Raw genomic sequence first — 18,467 nt, 5'->3', positions numbered from 1 at the left:
AATTAGTACTGCTTATCGGTTACCCAGTATTTCAAGATTAACCAGGTGCCTGTTTTTTATGTTAAGTTCCAGATGCCTTCCTCCATTTTTTTCAAAGACCTGCATTGTGAATTTCTTCTTTTCTGGTATAGTAAATTTAGATATGGCAAAAACTACTGTTGTTTCAGATTTGTCGGAAATCCTGCTAAAGTCGCCGGTGCATAAAAGCGGTGTCATTTCTATTTCCTGAACTGCAGTTCTTTTCGATTTTTTCTGGTCTCTGATAAAAAAACGAAGCTGGTCCACATCGTAGTTAATCCTGGAATCATTCCCTAAAAACACTCTGAAGTACATCACGTCCTGATGAATAAAAATGCCGTCAACCTTAAATTCAATTTCTGCATTTTTTGAATCCAGTCCGCCTACCTTATTTTTCTTGGATAATGCCAGCAGTGCATATTCTTTTATTTCTTTCTGGTTTTCGTTCTCAAGGGAAAACAGCAGGGATTTGTCTTCATCTGCTCTTAGTCCCGCTTCTACTTTTAATGTCGGACACAGATCATCAAAGTTTAAAATAAAGCTGTAAAGCTTACCGTCGGAAGTGACAACAGTCAGGTTAGTCTGTAGAAAATTCTGCTTACCGGCTTTGAGAAGCAGTATGTTTTCCACTCCCTTAGCTTTCTGTACAAGTACATCACGGCTTCCTATATCCAAGCTTTTTATAGCATAAGGAAATAAAATACTTGTAGTTTTGGAGTAGCCAAGCTGTATATTATTGTATTCGGCTGCAGCGTCATACTGCGCTGAAGCTGAAAATCCAGACAAAAAAATAAATATGATAATTAATGTTTTTAACTTTTTCATTTCACTTAGCTTAATATTATTTTTCATTCTTCTCTTTTTCATCATAAAGGAGCACTTTGTACCCCGCCTTAACTGCAACCTTTATCAGTTTAACTTTTCTGCTTAAAAGTGACTTGGCTGCCTCAACTCCCATACCTGCTGCCTGAGTACCCCATGAATCACTGACTCCTGAGAGTCCAATACTCTGCATGGATCTGTCGGCAGAAGCTTTTGCAACATCTCTATTTATAGTTCCTGGGATGTAAATACCTTTAATGCCGTCGATATCAAAAACCGAAAGTTCAACAGGGAAAATGGAATTCTGGTATTTTATACTACTGATCTTTATTTCGAGCCTTTCCCCCTTAAGTGAAGCTGTTCCAAAAACGAAACTGTTTCTAGGAATAAGTATCCCATTGATAAAAACATCGTTTATCAGCCTGATTTTTACAATGGATCCGTTTACGATGGTCTGCGTTTCATGAACCGCTGCCTCAACTGCGTTCTGAACTTCTTCATCTTTGGTTTCATCATCAAGCGAATAAAATGAATTTATTGGCTGCTCATCATTTACTTTCGTGGTCTGAAGAGAGCTCAGGTTTTGCTCTTCAGCTTTTCTACTCACTGAAAAAACTTTTCCTTTTTGAAGCTTTGAGTTCTGCCGCAGTTTTTCCTGAACACGTTCTGGGTGCTGGATATCCAGAATATTTTCCAGCATGCCGCCAAGCTGGGCAAGTTCAGGATCAGGCTCGGAAGGCGCACTCATTGCTGTCATGAGCTGTTCAAGATTTTTCATCTCTGCTGTTTCACCGTAAGGTGGTTTCTGGTACTGAAATTCCCTCATATCCTGACCGTTCTGATAATCTCTTGGAGGCTCCGAAATTGCTTTTTGTAGCGCTTCAAGTTTCTGGTACATCTTCTTTTCATTCTCTGGTTTTAGATAGCCTGTGTTCAGTCCATTTTTTTTATCATTCCAGGGAACCTCATCCATATCAAAAAAACGTTTTGATTCAAGATTATCATTATCTTCCGCACCAACCGAATAATTAGGATCTTTCTTTTTTTGTTCCTGCAGTTTTATCGAATCAATTGATGCCTGGTCATAATAGCTCATTTTATCCAGACTGGAATCTTCCTTTAGTTTTGGATTTGGAAGCAGCATATTAAATCCTTTTTTTTCAGTTCCCGAAATTGGATTTTCTGTTCCTTTGCCTCCTCCAAGCACCCAGAACAGCATGGTTATAAATGGAAGAACAAGCAGTGGAAGAACCAGCATCATACTGCGGTTCTTTTTCTCTCTGCCTGAAAGAGTTTTATTTTCCATAATCTTATTTTTTATAGTTAGATGAATTAGTTTCCTTGAGCTTCGGACTGCTGGTAAAATCTTTAGAATTGGAATTTTGATTTTTACATAAATCGATTAAATCTGCTGCATTTATCACACTGTCAATATATCTGCTGAGATTGGATCTCTCAGCATATTTTTTTAATGGCAGATCCAGAGAATGCATCTGGCCTCCCTCATCATTATAAGCAGGCTTAATCACTTTTACTGCATCAATGTGCATTGATTTTTGACTTTCTGACAGAAAACCGCTCAATGCGTTATAAACACATAAAATCGTTCCAAGGGCCGCAAAAATGATTACAGAAAACTTGAGCTGTGAATTTGAAAGGTCTCTAGTTAGCCTATCCATTTTTGTTACCCACCAGAATCTGATAATCAGATATGGCCTTGAAGATTTTACATTCTGTCTTTGTTTTCGCAGCAGACTTCTCATGGATTTCTGTTTACTGTTCCAAGATCTTTATTCTCAAGAGTATTGAAACGTTCAATCAGAAAACCATGCGGATTGTTATCGCTCCTTGAAACATTTCGCAGCGTTCCTTCTGTAATCAGATTTCTGTTCAATATGCTTGTTGTCCTTATGATGTTCTGCCGGGCATAACATTTAAAGCGGTAGGGATATTCATTAATATCAATGCGGACGCTGTCTACAATAACAGTCTGGCTTATATTTCCTGATATAATTCCCGAATAATATCCGTTTTCTTTTAAATCATCATATATGCGTTTAACAGAATTATCAGCCAGATACAAGGCCTTGGTTACATTGGCTTTAATTACTTTATCATCTGGGTCAAGGCTGAAGAAAAACTGATGGAATGTCCTGACATGATCCCTTGCTTCAACTTGTACATTATCCTTACGGTCTGATGCAAATGCCTCAAGCGCCTTTCCATTTGCCAGGATGTAAACCTTGTCCTGCATCAAAGCGACGGAACTGAAACTTTTATAAAGAGCATAACAGGTTATGGCAGCGCAGCAAAGGATAACCAGCATGCTAAATCCTCTGACATGGCGGAAAGCCGTATCAATATTTTTCATTTTACTAAACATAATCTAGTGTTTTTAACTTTTAGAGTTTCCTTTGAGCTTGTCGCTCATGTAATTTCCTTTTTCCTCAAAATAAGGCGACGCAGCGGCTGAAGACGACATGCTCTGGCTCATTCTGCCTGCCGCATTGCCCATTGAATCCATTATCATTCCTGTTCCTGTGGCAGCACCTCCGATCACAGTAGAAGTTGATCCGCCAAACAGGCTTGTCACTTTCTGTCCCAATGCGCTTCCTCCTGATGCATGCACGATATAATTGGCTACGGAAGGGACAGTAAAGTACCCCACAATTCCTATAATCATGAAAATTAAGTATCCTATATCGGTCCTGCTGAAAAAGGTATCTCCCGAAGTATTAATCTGTGAGATATCAAGCCTTAGCATCTGTTCCTGAATCTTCCCGATAATGCTTCCGAAAATGTTGGCAACGGGAAGCCAGAGATAAATGTTTATATACCTGGCAAGCCAGACCGTCAGGGTATGCTGGAATCCGTCAAAGACTGCGATACCAAATACCAGAGGTCCTAAAATTGACAGCACCACAAGCTGGAACGTCCTGAGCGTATCAATACACAATGAAGAAGCTTCGAAGAGAATTCTCAGAATTTCGCTCACCCATTCCTTTACAGAATTCCTGAAACTGTATGAAGCTTTCTCCATTGCAAATTTTACATCATTTCCAATTCCTTCCATAAGTCCTTCATCAGAAGGATCTGCGCCCTCGTGCGTGTATTTATACCATCTGTCGCGGTCGCCTGTACCCAGCACTCCGACATACATTTTCCAAGGTGCGCTTTCTTTTACTGCTTTTTCTTTTTCTCTCAGCAGCACTTCGATTGCTTTGTTTGACCCGTCAACCATAGAAGCTGTGGCAGTAACAGTTGGTTTCATAACCCCGTTTAAGAGCGCCAGAACAGAAGGAAAAATCATAATACAGAAACCGATCACAAAGGGCCTGAAGAGCGGATAAAAATCAATCGGTTCCGCATTGGCAATATGTCGCCAGACTCTGGAAGCGATATAAAAGACTGCGGCAAAACCCGCCAGCCCCTGCCCGACTCCAATCAGATTACTGCATAGGGGCATCATCTCATCATAAAGCTGTTCCAGAACTGCATGAAGACTGCCTATATTATCTCCAAGTCCCTGTGCAGAAACCTTTTCCGGGAACATAAAGAGCATTAAAACTAATAGGGCTGATTTGAAAATATTTATCATAAGGCCAGAGTTAATTTTTAAACTGATAACTGTTCCGCATCGCATTCACATCATTAGCTTCCTTAGAACGCTGCAGCGCAAGCACTGATGTTGATCCGTTAAAATCATTTAGAAAGAGCACCTTCTGCTGCATATCTTCATATATCTTATCTATAGCTGCAAGCCTTTCGTCATCACTCATTCTGAGTTTGTCTGCTGTTACGATGGAAGTCAGTTCATCTATATTTCTAAGGCTTTCCCTGCTTAAATTAGAATACACTTTTTCAAAATACTGGATTTCCTGACGGCTGAACCTTTCATTCTTAATGATGCGGTCTATCCCTTTTCTGCTTTCCCTAACAAGCGTAAACTGATATTCGATTATATCCCCGACTCTCTTGTAATTTTTTACAACTGGGCTGACCTGCATCAGGGCATCCAGAAAAGTCTTATGCAGTGAAAAATTTCCTTCCGACATATCCTTAACAGCCTTATACCCTCCGCTGAGAATATCATATCCTTTCTTCATATCACTTAATATCTTTTTAAACTGCGAGAGTTTTTCGATATTTAAAATGAGCTGCTGGATTTCAGCTGACTGTGCCTTTCCTGAAAAAGGCATGCAGAAAAGAAAAAACATTGCAAAAAACATAAGTATCTTTTTCATGATTTGTTAATTTATAAGCCAAGTAGAACTTCGGCTTGTTTCACATCATTTTTTTCTCTTTTTTTTGATAATGCCAGAAGTTTCAGCTCACCGCTGAATTTTTTACAGAAGGCATAATCTTCCTGCACAGCTTCGTACAGTCCATCAATACGTTCAATACGTTCATCATCTTTCATTTCAAGTGATGTAGTTGTTGTGATCAGAAGCAGTATATCAAGATTGTCATCACAGCTGTCCAGCAGGCGCCTGAAAGTCCTTTCAATGTATTCAAGTTCATTTCCGAGAAACAGATCATCCTGAGGGAGGCTTGCTAAAGTATTTTTATATATCTTAAAAATTTCAATCTGAAGAGTGATTATTTCAGCCACCCTGCCGTAGTTTTTTACTTTAGGATTAACTGATACCAGTGATGTGAAATAATCGCTGTGCAGGTTCACTTCTCCTTTCTTTGCATCTGATATAAAATTAAGTCCGCTTTTAACTGCCTTATAGCCTTTTGCCGCATAATCCACATAAGTCCGCAGGGCTGCTATCTGAAGCAGCAGCATCCTTTTCTGCTTTGCCTGCTGAGCCTGAAGCTGGCATGCAGATAAACATAAAACCGCAAGAAGCATTATTATATTTTTCATCATTTTTAAAGTTGATTACGGAATTCCATAAAATTGTTTCACTTTATTTACATCAGCATCCGTTTTTGCTCTCTGGAGGCTGAGCAGAACATTCTGCTGGTTAAAAAGTCTCAGATCATTGTAATTTGAATCTATCTGATCCGCTGCTGTATTTATAATTTCGAGTCTTTTCAGATCGCTCATCTGCATGGTGAAAGATTCGATGATTAAAAATATCTGGTCGATATTCTTCATACTTTCTTCAAGAATTCCGTCATACACTTTTCCCATGTATTCAAGTTCAGAGCTCTTGAAATGGTCGTCTCTTTTAAAAAGATTCCAGGCCTTTTCATACTCATCAATCAGCCTGGTCTGTTTTGCTGAAATTTCTTTAATCCTCTGATAGTACGTAATAATAGATTTCACCTTCTGCAGTTCATCGTAATAATCCTTGTAGAGGTCACGCTGTTTTTTTGTCCAGTCTGAAATCTCATCGAGTTTCAGTTTTGAAAGTGTGTTTTCAATCTGTTTCTGTGCATTCTGAAGCCAGATGGTCTTATTCTGCATTCTCTGGATACCCAGATCAATTGCCTTTATTACTTTTTTTGTAACTGCTTTTACAATCTCCAGTATCGGCAGGGCCGTCATCTTTTCTGCCGGTCTTGCAGGCATGCTTATTAATAAAAAGCACATTAAAAATGCAGCGGCCTTAATTTTTGTTTTCATTCCTTCAATATTTTAAGTTCCGTTTCTTAATTCCTGAGCCATAGCGGCAATTCCTTTTTTGATGTCTCCGCCAAATTTCTGAGCGTAGGCATTCATTTTTACTTTCTCGCTTTCCTCTGTTGTGTAGGCAAGATATTCCTCCAGAGATACTTCTGTCCTGTATACCTTGGACAGCATCCCGCCAAGCGAGATAAAAACTTCCTTGTATTTCTTGGCAGGATCATTTGCTTTGTTCACCGAAAGCACCAGTGCTTTTTCTTTATCGGTCAGCCCAAGCAGTTCCTGAATCTGGTCAAACTTGTTTTGATACTTGCTCTGGTCCAGCAGAATTTTGCAGTCACTGTTATTAATAATGGCCTGCTTCACTATGGGTGAAGAGATAATGTCTTCAACCTCCTGCGTTACTACTATTGCCTCGCCAAAGAACTTACGCACAGTTTTAAAAAGATATTTGATATATTCTGACATTCCTTCCTTCGCAATAGCTTTCCATGCTTCCTCAATAAGGATCATTTTTCGTATGCCCTTGAGCTTTCTCATCTTGCTGATAAATACCTCCATGATGATGATGGTCACCACTGGAAAAAGAATTGGATGGTCTTTGATGTTATCCAGTTCAAATACAATAAAGCGCTCTTTTAGCAGATCAAGATTTTCAGTAGCATTGAGCAGATAGTCAAACTCTCCTCCGCTGTAATAAGGGCGAAGCACATAAAGGAAATTATTCACATCAAAATCCTTATCTTTTACATTATCACCCTGAAGAATTGTTACAAACTCCTGTTTTAAAAACTCATAAAAAGTATTGAAACATGGAAAGATGGATTCATCCTTATCAAGTTTTTCAAAATACAGCTGAAGGGCATTGGAAAGCGCCACATACTCACTTCTATTAAAGGTTTCGTCATCTTTCTTCCACAAAGCCAGTAGAAGCGTTTTGATGCTTTCCTTTTTCTCGGTATCCAGACTGTCTCCTTCCCCGATATAAAAGGGATTAAAACGGATCGGGTTCTTTTCGTCATAGGTAAAATAATAGCCGTTTACCATATCACATAAGCCTTTATAGCTGTGCCCGACGTCCACCAGAACAATATGAGTTCCCTGTTCGTAATAGCTTCTGACCATATGATTGGTAAAAAAGGATTTTCCGCTTCCAGAAGGCCCCAAAACGAACTTGTTTCGGTTAGTACAAATTCCCATCTTAACAGGTTCGTCGCTGATATCCACGTGGACAGGCTTGCCGGTCAGACGGTCTCCCAATCTTATTCCGCAGGGACTCAGTGAGGAACGGTATCCTGTTTCCATATTCAGAAAACAGACTGCCTGCTCGGTAAAAGTGTCAAAGGCATCATTCATTGGAAAATCCGCTGCATTTCCGGGAATCCCCGCCCAGTAAATCTGCGGTGCTCCAACTGTTTCCTGTTTAGCCGCTGCGTCCATCTGCGCGAGAGCTGATGAAACTTTGTTTTTTATGTCTTTCAGTTCTTCCTTTTCAGATGACCAGGCCAGCACATTAAAATGCGCTTTAACCGGCAGCCGCTGCTGTGCAATAGCCTCATTGAGAAAATCATTTGTGGCATCTCTGGCAATCATATTTTCCCTGCTGTAGGCTGAGAGTGACTGAAGCCGCAATCTTTTACTCTCCAGTTTTTGGATTGTCTTCTGTGCGTCTTCAATGAAAATATACTGGTTGTATATATGATTGCAGGACAGCAGCTGGCCGAGTGTTGAGGCAAATCCAATGCTGAACTTTGTCTTATCCGTTGAGTAACGGTCAAAATTGATTCTCGAACCGCAGAGCGCCGGCAGATCAGCGGCATCCCCAAGAGTAAAAAGCTGGCTGTGCTTATCCCCTATCTGCATCCCGTCTGAAAACTTGAGATCATTGTATATAAACGAATTTTCATTTTCTGATAGAAAACAATACTTTTCTATAAGACCTGTCTTTCTGCTCTGGCTTATCAGCTCATTATTACGAAGTCTTGTGAGTCTAATGAACCCGCTGTCTTCCATAATCCTTTTAAACTGGCCTGCACTGTCAATGAAGTCTTGAAGGAACTGCCTATTTAGCGTTTCGTCAGGCACTAGATTATTCCTTATAAGACTAGAAAATAACGAACTGGAATTTTTTCTTCCTGCCGGTTTTTTGGTAATCATTATATAACATGAGTGATCCAGAAATGGCCTTTCATTGAAAAATCTCTCACTGCTTCTGGTCAAAAAACTGCTGTCCTCATTATTAAAGTCCGCTTTATACCTGCTTTCTAAAAACCAATCCTGTTTATGAAAAACTGTGAACTTCGGAAGTATTTTTACAGCTTTTATCCATGACTGGTGAAACGCCTCATATTCCTGGTCCGACATTGTGAAAATTTCCGGCAGATCAGCCTTAAAGACCACAGTAATGTCTCCCTGCTTTGATAGTATGCAGTCATGCTGCACGTCCATGATCGGTAAAACATCATCTAACTCCTTTTCCATTTTTCATAATTTTACTAATCTTCACTTTACTCATATAGAGACTTCTGGCCGTACTTAAAATATGAAGCCCAAGATTTGGATCCACACAGTTTCGAAGGACCTGTCTTTTGTTTGATATATTAGATCCCTTCAAACAGAAACCTAAAGACTCTTCAAGCTCAGGAATCTGTGCGTGTCGTATTTTAATTCCTGCCTTTATTTCCGATTCGGGAATCTGAAAATTTGACCAGAAAAGATGACGCTGCAAAGCAGCATCAGGTTCGATAAGCACAGTGTAATAAGGCTTGACATTTTCAACGGCCCATAAACACTCTGCATTATGCTGCAGAAATAAAATTTCCTGATACAGCCTCATGTCAGGAAAAACAGCAGGAGTGCCTCGGAATCTCACGCAGATATTCTGCCGAAAAGAGGAATGTGACTGGCACGGCGGTGATGACCAGATAAAATCAAATTCTTTGTAATGATCCAAAAGATACTGGTGTGCATCCCCTACAATCACTTTATCATCTGGAAAGTTCTGCGCATACAAAGCAGCCAGCGCAGGATCCAGCTCAACTGCCGTAACCGATACGTCATGCCAGTTTTTTCGGTTTCCGCCAATTCCGGCATATAAGTTTAAGACTTTCATAATCCACCTCCATCTCTATAACGTTCTTCAACTATCACTTAATAAAAATAGCCCTGCTCCGCACCTTAACACATTTAGGAATCTGCCTCGCAGCTAAAGCTTTCATCATGCCAAATTCACCATACTGCCTGCTCATTTTATAGATCTTAATCACCATCACAGTTCCTGCAGTACCAATTAAAACCACACAGACAAGAGAAGGAATGCCGACTATGATAAGCACTGCAAAAACAATCATCAGTCCCACAACACCTCCGCCCAGGTACCAGATGTACTGAGCTTTCAGGCCCTTAAATTCAATTGACTGATTGATTCCTTTGTTAATCTGATAAACGCTGCTCATTTTAAAGCTGCTTATACTCCAAAGAAAGATTTGATAACAGTGGCAACCACTACCAGAAATACGCAGCTGCCAAACCATGCAGCTGCCACTTTACCTGTGTCGGGATCTCCTGCATTCCATTTCTGATATACTTTCACCGCTCCAATAAGTCCAAGTATTGCTCCTACTGCATACATAAGTTCTGTGCCTGCATCAAAATAGCTTCTCACCTTTTGGTTAGCTTCATTTATTCCGGCAACACCGTCTTGGGCATATCCATTCCCATTAATTATCATAATCAAAAGAATAGTGCTTATTAATATCTTGTTTGTTTTAAAAAAACGCTTTAACTTTATTCCATCGTTCATCATCGTACATCATTTTAAAGATTAATACTAATTCAAAAAGCAGAGGAACAGCGCCGTCACATCATCTATTCTCCTTGTCACATTTTACCATACCGCACTAGAGCGGACGGGGAAAATTCCTCTGCTGTCTTTTAATTATTATTTTCCCATAATTCATCTGCCTCTTCGGAAGTCAGAAGTAGTTCAGGATATTTTTTGGATTCGTACGCAAGCAGATTATTTACATTGCTGCGTAAAGAAGAAATTTTTACATAGGGATAATCAGAAAGAATTAATCTGATATAATTTTCGAACTCCTGTTTTGAGCGTTTTATTTCGGCGCTTTCAATAACTGCAGCCGTTAAACTCGACGAGAGCTCTTTTACCTCATCAAGAGTGGCAAATGATTCTTCAAACGCTTGATTAAGATTTGTAGGACTAACATCTTCCTGATCAGAAGAAGACAGGGAATCATTTATTGTTTTTTTTCCTAATGACGGAAAACCAATTTTCTTTCTGCCCGTGAGAATCTGCCTGATCTCAAAAGAATAATAGCGGCATCCTGCATACAGATACCATATAAGTAATAGAGCAACAACAGTTACGAGGTAACTGTTCCATGAAATAGAATTTAACATAGCATTTTCATTTATCATTCAACATCATCTCATACTATGAATAAACCAAGAAGAATAATTATGGTTTATTTTACATTCCAAAGTAAGTTCGGAAATAAAACTTCTACAAGTACAACTTTTTCTGTACCCCGGCTGTACCCCTGTACCTTTCAATAAAATCGGGGGATCAGAATTAAAAATATTGTAAAACAAAAAAAGGGATGAACATATGTTCATCCCTTTTAAATTAAAAACTGAGTTTTTATAAGCCGCAAATAATTAATTTCTGCTCCACGCTTTCATTATTTTATCAATACTTTTCGGCAGATCTTTCTTTTCAAAAGAACTTCTAAAAGTTATAATTCTATCATTTGCGTTATCTATAATCCTGACTATCTCGACAAATCCTCCATCTGTCAGTTTAGATAAAATTTTACTAATCTGTACCGGAAAATATCTTGGAGTGTTTGCTATGTAAGCTTCGTATCTTAGCTCTGAATTATCTGCTTTTTTAAAACCAGTGGCAATCTTATATTTAGTTCGGTTTAAGATCGTATCCTTAATTTTAATATTTTGCACATCTGCAAAAAAGTCAACGTCTTTTTGTAAAAAGCTTAATCCTTCTTTCTTATTTTCAATACTCTCGGTTAAATAAGGTTTTTCATCTATGCCCATTTTTTTATATGCGGAATAAATACCTTTTTCTGTGTTTATAAAAAAAACATTTAAGGTATCTGCACCTATGAATTCTCCATTAAATCTTTTTAATTTAACGTTAAATTCTAAAACATTCTTATAATTATCTATAGTTAAAATTGAAACAGGAGTCAGAGCTTCGCTGCCTTTACTGGACGAAATTTCACTCTGTAAAGTTAAATAGCCTGAGAAATTCTCTAGTTTTTGTGAAAAAGTAGAATTAACAAAAAGTAGAAAAAAAATATAACAAAATTTAGATAACATACATTAGATTTAATAATTGATTTAATAAATAACAAAACTATTACAAGTGTAAAAAAAACAATTAATAAACCAACAAAACATCCTAATTATTGTTGAAGAATTGCCTTAAATTCTATTAATTTGCATATTTATTACTTTTCCTACAATTTAATTCATACATATGCACTTTTTTCACAAATACAAATCTGATTTATCAATTATGTGCCAGCCATTGTCAGCATAAATAAAATATGCTTTTTCTTTTTTTTCACCAGGAAATCCTGGCCATAGTACTCCAAAATCATTAATATCATATTTAACAATGTATTCAACGAGTGTTATTTTTTCATTATTTGTATCTGGAGTTATTTGAATGATTTTATCGAACTTTTTTGTTCCGATCTGCACCTTCTGTATTTTATATCCTCTTTCCTGTGAAGTCGTTTCAAGTAGAAAAGGTTTTGACAATTCAGTAAACTCTATCAAAGGTTTGTCACGATCTTTAAATTCCCTTACTTTTCGTATCTGCACGAGACCTTTTTCCTCTAGTCTAAAGTCCAGCATTCTTTTTGCATGGACGGGATCATTACGGAAAACTTCAAAATCAATAACTGAGGGATAATTATATTTTTTAATAATCATTTTTTCTGCAGTTCTTGAATCCAATTCTTTTTTCTGGCAGGACATAAAAAGAAGCAGTACCACTGGCACTATTTTTAATAATGTTTTCATAATCTCAATAATTAAATTAATATTCTTTTATATGCTTAATAATTTTCTCTAACGTTTTTATCACAAATTCTTTATCTTTTTCCTCAGGATTATAGGACTTGCTTCTGACGGATTGATAAGATAAATTTCGTTTAAAAGGCGTGGACAGATAAGGAACAATCGTTTTAAAAATCAGGCTCATTGATCTTGCCTTTAATACTCTCGTTTCATCGGTTGCTCTCAAAATAAGCCCCATTTGATCAGAAGAAAGGGTGCACTGGATTTTATTTTCATCAGCGGGATGTGAAGGATTTCCATTTTTTTTAGAAGATAAAATATCTTTTGCTTCAATTTCGTCTGCGTTCTGAAGAAAACTAATCTCTGATACAAACCAGTTTTCCAAAACATCCTTTATGTTCTGATGGCTGGCATCGAACGTTATTTTCACGTTCGAGTGAAGCTGTTTGAAATCCTTGAAAAATAGCAGAAGCAGGCTTAATTTGGAAGATTGTTTCTCTGTTTTGTAAATCTGTTCGGTCATTCGCTCTGTTAGAATTGAAATGTACTGCACCGAATTAAAATTATGGTCAATTAGAAGTTCATCAAGCGGAGTGAAAATCGAAGGACTTTCCAGATTGTCATTATGTTCCTCAAGAAGCTTTAATAGCTCCCGAAAATAGAGAATCTGGCGATAAGTGAGTTTTTTTCCATTATCAGCCTCAATTGCATTCTGCAAAATTTTTACAACTTGCTTGACCGTTAATATATCAAGCTCAGCATCTAAATTCCTTTTACTGATCCTCTGCAGTTTTAGTGCAAGTTCTTTTCTGCAAACCATCAAGTATGTTATGGGCACTCTTTCATCCAGACTCAGATAATATGTAAACCGATCCTCAATGAAAGAAATCAGGTAATCCAGACTCGAAATCACCAGATCAGCCATTTGTATTATTTTTTCTGATTGCTGCACTTTGGTCCGATTCTCAATCATACTTTCCAGCAGGAAAATTAGTGTAGAATGATATTGCCTGACTGTCACGCGGATATGTCTTTTCTTTTTTAATGAAAAAACTTCATTTTTCAGATGTATCTGTATTTTAATAGATTCTTTGGAAATATTCTCAGAAATAACTGCTATATCATTATCAGTTAAACTATCGATATTTATGCTCAATGGATCAAAAGTGTGCAGTATCAAAGAATCAAACCATTCCAGTGGATATTTACTGTTCATCATCTTTAGATTTTACAATGAAACAAAATAAACTATTGATTCTTATATCTATCAATATAAGTCGCACGATATTCTGAAGGCGAATATGATGTATGTTTTTTAAAGAAAATGCTAAAGATAGATACACTCGCAAATTCCATTTCTTCAGCGATTTCTGCAAAAGTATTCTGAGTATCTTCTAATAAAATTTTTGCTTCGCTGATAATAGCTTCTATAATTAATGCTTTTACTGAACTTCCTGTTACCTCCTTTACCACTTTGTTTAAATACTTGCTGGTAATAAAAAGAGCGCCAGCATAAAATTTAGCATGATGCTGTTTTTTATAATGTATTGATAGCACCGTTAAAAACTGAATAACCAAATTTTCCTTCCTTGTAAAATTGATGAGTGCACTAGAAGAATACTTTGCATAAATTAATTTAAGTTCATATATAAATAAGTTCAAACTTATCCTGTAAAGCTCATAATCAACATCAGTCCTTTTAACTTCTAAATTAATATAATGTATGAGCTTATAAATTAGAGATAGTACCTGATATTCTTTCTCTTCAAGTGATGCTTTTAAAGGTTCTTTCCTTATAAAAAAATAAAATGAGTCAACTAATTCTCGCTTCAGACAGTTTTTTACGGCAAACTCTGTAGAGAAAGTAATCAAATACAGCTGAAGTTTATCCTGAACTTCAAAAATAGTACAGAAAGAGTCCTTCGGAATAATGATAAGATCACGTGCTCTTAAATTTTGAATTATTTCATGAAGCTTAATCTTAACATTACCCGATCTAATTAACAATACAGCCAAGTTTTCTGTTACAAAAGGTTCATGCTTGTCACTGTTTTGGTATTTTTTTATAATATGAATATCGAAACCTTGATTAGAAAGATCAAGTAATTTGGAATTAATTAGATTTTTTATCATTATTACCTTCTTTAAATATCCGTTTGATCATTCCCTTAAATTTTAAATCTTTTTTTAATCAATAGATAGAAAATAAAATATAGGTTGAATAAGCATGTGATATACAGCATATATATCTTAAAACGAAAAGGTACATATGCTGTAGTTTCTTCATCTTTATAATAATCTGCCAAATGATAGTCAAATAGAAATCCTAGAATAAAAATAAGGCAAACTACATTTGTTACAACCATAAGAAAATTTAGAATGGTGCGTAGTTTCATATTAAGCAGATTTAAGTTTAAACTTTTCAAATGTTAAAGCAGTTTTTCAAGCAATGCAATTACAAGCACAATTGAAATTTCATTTTTCTTTAAAAAGGCTTTAGCATGTTTGCTTCCTACCAATATATCCCAATCTTTGTCTTTTCGCTCTTCTTCTGAATAAAGAGAATATCTTGAAATAGAAGCCACTGTTAAAATGGTCTCCGTTTCTTCAGAAGTAAAAACTGTATCAGTAAGTACATCAGACTCGTAATTTAAAATATAGTTATTGGTGATATTAAATTCCTCTTCTCTTTTAATAATCAGGTTCTGAAGGAAATTGATCAGATTATTTTTTGCATAGGTTTGTAATTCACTATTCTGAACAATAAGAATCATACTATTATCCGGATCTGACATGATAGCTTCTACCATTTCATCACTAAAGGGAATAAGCCTGTTTGTAAGCAGATTTTTTTTCTGAAGGCTTTGAGATATAAATAGAATCTGCTCGGTGAGTTCTGAAACAGAACTTGGTCGTTGATTATTTAGATAATAAGCATTTAGTGCGTCGTAAACTTTTTGTCCATTTAAATCAAAAGGGTTACCATTGTTGGCAGAAGATTTAGTGTAACTTGAAGAATCTAAAGCACCTTGTGAATTTTCAATATCGGAATCTGCCGAGCATGAAATGAATAAAACTGATGTAATAATGCATAATAAAAAAGTTTTCATGATTTTGATGTTTGAAATGAATGAGATGTTTTCTCAGTCCTTTTCATCCGGATAAGCAGAACTTTTATCCAGCACCTTGCTGAACATTTTGCTTTTGAATTCAAGGCAAAACTATTTTGCTTATTTATCTTTCGCAAGCTGATATGTGTGGGTTTTCGGCAAATCCACTATGGATTTCCACGAAATCCATAGTGCTTTTTATCAAACAAAACATTGTAATTCAATTGTTTATATTATTTTTATATTAATTAAATGTAAAATTTACATTACATTATTCTATATGACTTTCAATGCCTAATAAATACTCAATCATATGAATAGACCAATCCTAATTTTAATTTACTTGCTGGTATTTAATTTTGGATCAGCTCAAAAAACTTCATTTATTATCCCTGATTCTTTAAAGAAAAAAACTTATGACTATTTAGATAATAGACTTTATGATCTAAAAAATGACAGCACACTTGCATCAGTATATGCTTATACATTTCTTAATAAGGCTAAACGGGAAAAAAATCCAAAGGAAATCATGAATGGATATCAAAATTTAATGCTGATATCACCTGATCGAATTAGAACTATATATATAGATAGTATTTTATATACTGCCAAAAAATCTAATGACAATGCATTAATTGGTGCCGCATACCTTAGTAAAGGCACATATTACTATGGACTAAAGCAGCAGAAACTGGCGATGGATTACTATTTAACTGCAAATACTTATCTTTCAAAAACAAATGATCAATATCAGATACACAAAGTAAAATACTGTATTGCTCTTACTAAATTTTACGTGGGATTTTATGATGAAGCTGTTTCCCTCTTGAGAGAATGTGTTTATTTTTACAAGAATGTTGAATCCAGACCATACCTTAACTCAATTCATATGCTAGGGCTTTGTTATAATAAACTTGGAAACTATGGATTATGTACCCAAATGAATACTTTAGGAATTTCCGAAAGCAGAAGATTAAAATCAAATGTAATGATACCTTATTTCAATCATTCAGAAGGAATCAATGACTATTATAGAAAAAATTACTCAGAATCAATAAATAAAATAGAATCTTCATTGGATGCAATAAATGAAAATAAGGATTTTGCAAATGTTGCAATCGGAAACTTCTATATCGGTAAAAGCTATTGGTCAATTAACAAAAAGGAAAAGGCTGTGGAGCATTTTCAAATCGTTGACAATATCTTTAAAGAAAAAAAATATCTTAGGCCGGATCTAAGGCAGGCTTTTGAACTCTTGATCAATTATTATAAAACAAATAATAATTTAGATAATCAATTGAATTACATAAATCAGCTTCTAAAGGCAGATACAATTCTTGTCGAAAATAATAAATATATAATCAGTAAAATTCACAAACAGTATGATACAAAAGAACTTGTTTCGGAAAAGGAAAGGATATTAATCGAAAAAGAAGAAATCGCAAATGACTTGAAAAAGGAAAAATACTATGATTTAATATTTGTTTTGATAATCTTTTTATTATTCATTTTTATATTTTGGCAGACGCGTCGTCATTATAGAAAAAGATTAATTTATGAAAAAAATTATAAACTTCTAATGGACGAGCTTGATGGAGTTAAAAATAAACCTAAAAATAAAATTGAAAAAGAACCTATAAAAGATATTAATAGTGAAACCATAGCTCTAATACTTAAACAGCTCGAGAAGTTTGAAAACGAAAAAAAATTTTTAGAAAAAGACTGGAATCTAGTTTCATTATCAGCAGCTTTTAATTCAAATACTAAATACTTAGCTGCTATTCTAAATTATTATAGAGATATGCGAATGCATGAGTATATAAACGGACTGCGAATAGAATACATTATAAATCTGCTTAGGACAGAACCTATTTATAGGAAATACACTTATGCTGCTTTGGCCCAAGAAGCCGGATTCAGTTCTACACAACGATTTGCAAATGCTTTCCTGGCAAGAGCAGGAATGCCTGTCAATTATTTTATTGACCAGCTTAAAAAGAGCACTTCTTAATTAGTAGGCATTTCTACAATTCATTCGATTTAATATTTTACATTTGCTGCCGTAATTAAAAAAATGACAATATGAAAGATCTAATAGCAAAAATTAATGCTGAAATTGAAACATTCAAAACAGAATCAGACTCTTTATCTGAGAAAGGTGTTAAAGCTGCAGGAGCTAGAGCACGTAAATCTTCACTGGAAATTGAAAAACTATTAAAAGAGTTTAGAAAAGTTTCTATTGAAGAATCTAAAAAATAATACGCCTTTAATTAGAAAACCCTTCAAATAAATCTGAAGGGCTTTTTTTTATAGTTATTCTATCAGTAGTTTCTAAATACGAAATAGTAAAAGAAAATAATATTCACAGACCTTTATCTGGCCAAAAATCTTTTGGGGAACAATTAAAAATTTTTGCAATGTCATTTAAATGCTGAACATTATATTTTGCTTTTTTTGAAGATTCAATATCTCCAATAAACCCCACACCCTTATCCAATTTTAGAGATAATTGCTCTTGGGTAAAACCCTTTTCCTTGCGGATGGTTCTTACCCTATCAATTATATAATTTTCTATTTCGGATAATTTGTCATTCATAATATACAAATAGCTAACATTATTTGTTAAATTTCAATGGACTATAGTCCATATTTGTTATTTTTTATTATATTTGTATTCTATTACATATATTTGCGATTCTTCAGAAAAATATTTGAAGCACTCGCTTTGAATCTCGCGTTAGGAAACTGGTAATTTTTGCAACGAGATGATAAGTAAGATGCTCACGTCCTTTGGCGTGGGCTCACTTATTGTTGCAACGGTATACCAGTGCCTCTAACGCAGTAAGATGAGTTCCACGTCTTTTTTGTTAAAA

Annotated in this window: 21 protein-coding genes; 2 read left to right on the top strand and 19 right to left on the bottom strand. The window is 35.6% G+C overall.

Annotated features, from left to right (window positions below):
• Positions 1 to 12: 12 nt before the first annotated feature.
• The 18 genes from traN to OZP10_RS15155 all read right to left on the bottom strand — a co-directional run bounded on the left by traN (position 13) and on the right by OZP10_RS15155 (position 15,594).
• A complete protein-coding gene (gene traN, locus OZP10_RS15240; protein WP_281631646.1) occupies positions 13 to 870 on the bottom strand; it encodes a conjugative transposon protein TraN in 858 nt (285 codons plus the stop codon).
• Positions 860 to 2,146, bottom strand: a complete 1,287-nt coding sequence (traM, locus tag OZP10_RS15235) for a conjugative transposon protein TraM (RefSeq protein ID WP_281631645.1) — start codon at positions 2,144 to 2,146, stop codon at positions 860 to 862. Before traM ends, traN begins: the two co-directional genes overlap by 11 nt.
• A 4-nt stretch (positions 2,147 to 2,150) precedes the next feature.
• Entirely contained in the window at positions 2,151 to 2,603 is a 453-nt protein-coding gene (locus OZP10_RS15230) for a hypothetical protein (protein WP_281631644.1), read from the bottom strand.
• Positions 2,600 to 3,223: a conjugative transposon protein TraK gene (traK, locus tag OZP10_RS15225; protein ID WP_281631643.1), complete on the bottom strand. Its 624-nt coding sequence runs from the start codon at positions 3,221 to 3,223 to the stop codon at positions 2,600 to 2,602. Before traK ends, OZP10_RS15230 begins: the two co-directional genes overlap by 4 nt.
• A gap of 12 nt (positions 3,224 to 3,235) precedes the next feature.
• Positions 3,236 to 4,438, bottom strand: coding sequence for a conjugative transposon protein TraJ (gene traJ / locus OZP10_RS15220; RefSeq protein ID WP_281631642.1), 1,203 nt, complete (start codon positions 4,436 to 4,438; stop codon positions 3,236 to 3,238).
• A gap of 10 nt (positions 4,439 to 4,448) precedes the next feature.
• Entirely contained in the window at positions 4,449 to 5,084 is a 636-nt protein-coding gene (locus tag OZP10_RS15215; RefSeq protein WP_281631641.1) for a TerB family tellurite resistance protein, read from the bottom strand.
• Between the two features lie 11 nt (positions 5,085 to 5,095).
• Positions 5,096 to 5,716, bottom strand: coding sequence for a hypothetical protein (locus tag OZP10_RS15210; protein ID WP_281631640.1), 621 nt, complete (start codon positions 5,714 to 5,716; stop codon positions 5,096 to 5,098).
• Between the two features lie 12 nt (positions 5,717 to 5,728).
• Positions 5,729 to 6,418 (bottom strand): conjugal transfer protein TraI, encoded by a 690-nt coding sequence (locus OZP10_RS15205; RefSeq protein ID WP_281631639.1) that lies wholly within the window; start codon positions 6,416 to 6,418, stop codon positions 5,729 to 5,731.
• A 12-nt stretch (positions 6,419 to 6,430) separates the two neighbouring features.
• Positions 6,431 to 8,899, bottom strand: coding sequence for a TraG family conjugative transposon ATPase (locus OZP10_RS15200; RefSeq protein WP_281631638.1), 2,469 nt, complete (start codon positions 8,897 to 8,899; stop codon positions 6,431 to 6,433).
• Positions 8,880 to 9,530 carry a DNA cytosine methyltransferase gene (locus OZP10_RS15195; protein WP_281631637.1) on the bottom strand — a complete coding sequence of 217 codons (651 nt, stop codon included), beginning with the start codon at positions 9,528 to 9,530 and terminating at the stop codon, positions 8,880 to 8,882. Before OZP10_RS15195 ends, OZP10_RS15200 begins: the two co-directional genes overlap by 20 nt.
• A gap of 34 nt (positions 9,531 to 9,564) precedes the next feature.
• A complete protein-coding gene (locus OZP10_RS15190; RefSeq protein WP_281631636.1) occupies positions 9,565 to 9,873 on the bottom strand; it encodes a DUF4133 domain-containing protein in 309 nt (102 codons plus the stop codon).
• A gap of 11 nt (positions 9,874 to 9,884) precedes the next feature.
• Positions 9,885 to 10,148: a DUF4134 domain-containing protein gene (locus OZP10_RS15185; protein ID WP_281631635.1), complete on the bottom strand. Its 264-nt coding sequence runs from the start codon at positions 10,146 to 10,148 to the stop codon at positions 9,885 to 9,887.
• A gap of 203 nt (positions 10,149 to 10,351) precedes the next feature.
• Positions 10,352 to 10,837 (bottom strand): hypothetical protein, encoded by a 486-nt coding sequence (locus OZP10_RS15180; RefSeq protein WP_281631634.1) that lies wholly within the window; start codon positions 10,835 to 10,837, stop codon positions 10,352 to 10,354.
• Positions 10,838 to 11,095: 258 nt separating this feature from the next.
• Entirely contained in the window at positions 11,096 to 11,776 is a 681-nt protein-coding gene (locus OZP10_RS15175; protein WP_281631633.1) for a hypothetical protein, read from the bottom strand.
• Between the two features lie 171 nt (positions 11,777 to 11,947).
• Positions 11,948 to 12,487: a hypothetical protein gene (locus OZP10_RS15170; protein ID WP_281631632.1), complete on the bottom strand. Its 540-nt coding sequence runs from the start codon at positions 12,485 to 12,487 to the stop codon at positions 11,948 to 11,950.
• A 16-nt stretch (positions 12,488 to 12,503) separates the two neighbouring features.
• Complete coding sequence (locus tag OZP10_RS15165) at positions 12,504 to 13,703, bottom strand: hypothetical protein (RefSeq protein ID WP_281631631.1); 1,200 nt, start codon at positions 13,701 to 13,703, stop codon at positions 12,504 to 12,506.
• Positions 13,704 to 13,732: 29 nt separating this feature from the next.
• Complete coding sequence (locus tag OZP10_RS15160; protein WP_281631630.1) at positions 13,733 to 14,617, bottom strand: helix-turn-helix domain-containing protein; 885 nt, start codon at positions 14,615 to 14,617, stop codon at positions 13,733 to 13,735.
• A 296-nt stretch (positions 14,618 to 14,913) separates the two neighbouring features.
• Positions 14,914 to 15,594, bottom strand: a complete 681-nt coding sequence (locus OZP10_RS15155) for a hypothetical protein (RefSeq protein ID WP_281631629.1) — start codon at positions 15,592 to 15,594, stop codon at positions 14,914 to 14,916.
• Positions 15,595 to 15,907: 313 nt separating this feature from the next.
• Here OZP10_RS15155 and OZP10_RS15150 point away from each other — a divergent pair, with 313 nt between their 5' ends.
• On the top strand, positions 15,908 to 17,605 hold the full coding sequence (locus tag OZP10_RS15150; protein ID WP_281631628.1) for a helix-turn-helix domain-containing protein: 1,698 nt from the start codon (positions 15,908 to 15,910) through the stop codon (positions 17,603 to 17,605).
• Between the two features lie 71 nt (positions 17,606 to 17,676).
• The gene (locus OZP10_RS15145) at positions 17,677 to 17,853 is read left to right on the top strand and encodes a histone H1 (RefSeq protein WP_056253890.1); all 177 of its coding nucleotides are present in this window, start codon (positions 17,677 to 17,679) and stop codon (positions 17,851 to 17,853) included.
• Between the two features lie 103 nt (positions 17,854 to 17,956).
• Here the strand turns inward: OZP10_RS15145 and OZP10_RS15140 are convergent, their stop codons facing one another.
• Positions 17,957 to 18,190 carry a helix-turn-helix domain-containing protein gene (locus tag OZP10_RS15140; protein ID WP_223704623.1) on the bottom strand — a complete coding sequence of 78 codons (234 nt, stop codon included), beginning with the start codon at positions 18,188 to 18,190 and terminating at the stop codon, positions 17,957 to 17,959.
• Positions 18,191 to 18,467 lie beyond the last annotated feature (277 nt).

It is taken from the genome of Flavobacterium luteolum, from assembly GCF_027111275.1.
GTDB lineage: Bacteria > Bacteroidota > Bacteroidia > Flavobacteriales > Flavobacteriaceae > Flavobacterium > Flavobacterium luteolum.
Note: the sequence above shows the minus strand (reverse complement) of the source record. Positions and strands in the feature narration are given on the sequence as shown.

Coding starts and splice junctions, on each gene's coding strand:
- traN (WP_281631646.1), bottom strand. CDS start 870: ATGAAAAATAATATTAAGCTAAGTGAAATGAAAAAGTTAAAAACATTA.
- traM (WP_281631645.1), bottom strand. CDS start 2,146: ATGGAAAATAAAACTCTTTCAGGCAGAGAGAAAAAGAACCGCAGTATG.
- OZP10_RS15230 (WP_281631644.1), bottom strand. CDS start 2,603: ATGAGAAGTCTGCTGCGAAAACAAAGACAGAATGTAAAATCTTCAAGG.
- traK (WP_281631643.1), bottom strand. CDS start 3,223: ATGTTTAGTAAAATGAAAAATATTGATACGGCTTTCCGCCATGTCAGA.
- traJ (WP_281631642.1), bottom strand. CDS start 4,438: ATGATAAATATTTTCAAATCAGCCCTATTAGTTTTAATGCTCTTTATG.
- OZP10_RS15215 (WP_281631641.1), bottom strand. CDS start 5,084: ATGAAAAAGATACTTATGTTTTTTGCAATGTTTTTTCTTTTCTGCATG.
- OZP10_RS15210 (WP_281631640.1), bottom strand. CDS start 5,716: ATGATGAAAAATATAATAATGCTTCTTGCGGTTTTATGTTTATCTGCA.
- OZP10_RS15205 (WP_281631639.1), bottom strand. CDS start 6,418: ATGAAAACAAAAATTAAGGCCGCTGCATTTTTAATGTGCTTTTTATTA.
- OZP10_RS15200 (WP_281631638.1), bottom strand. CDS start 8,899: ATGGAAAAGGAGTTAGATGATGTTTTACCGATCATGGACGTGCAGCAT.
- OZP10_RS15195 (WP_281631637.1), bottom strand. CDS start 9,530: ATGAAAGTCTTAAACTTATATGCCGGAATTGGCGGAAACCGAAAAAAC.
- OZP10_RS15190 (WP_281631636.1), bottom strand. CDS start 9,873: ATGAGCAGCGTTTATCAGATTAACAAAGGAATCAATCAGTCAATTGAA.
- OZP10_RS15185 (WP_281631635.1), bottom strand. CDS start 10,148: ATGATAATTAATGGGAATGGATATGCCCAAGACGGTGTTGCCGGAATA.
- OZP10_RS15180 (WP_281631634.1), bottom strand. CDS start 10,837: ATGTTAAATTCTATTTCATGGAACAGTTACCTCGTAACTGTTGTTGCT.
- OZP10_RS15175 (WP_281631633.1), bottom strand. CDS start 11,776: ATGTTATCTAAATTTTGTTATATTTTTTTTCTACTTTTTGTTAATTCT.
- OZP10_RS15170 (WP_281631632.1), bottom strand. CDS start 12,487: ATGAAAACATTATTAAAAATAGTGCCAGTGGTACTGCTTCTTTTTATG.
- OZP10_RS15165 (WP_281631631.1), bottom strand. CDS start 13,703: ATGATGAACAGTAAATATCCACTGGAATGGTTTGATTCTTTGATACTG.
- OZP10_RS15160 (WP_281631630.1), bottom strand. CDS start 14,617: ATGATAAAAAATCTAATTAATTCCAAATTACTTGATCTTTCTAATCAA.
- OZP10_RS15155 (WP_281631629.1), bottom strand. CDS start 15,594: ATGAAAACTTTTTTATTATGCATTATTACATCAGTTTTATTCATTTCA.
- OZP10_RS15150 (WP_281631628.1), top strand. CDS start 15,908: ATGAATAGACCAATCCTAATTTTAATTTACTTGCTGGTATTTAATTTT.
- OZP10_RS15145 (WP_056253890.1), top strand. CDS start 17,677: ATGAAAGATCTAATAGCAAAAATTAATGCTGAAATTGAAACATTCAAA.
- OZP10_RS15140 (WP_223704623.1), bottom strand. CDS start 18,190: ATGAATGACAAATTATCCGAAATAGAAAATTATATAATTGATAGGGTA.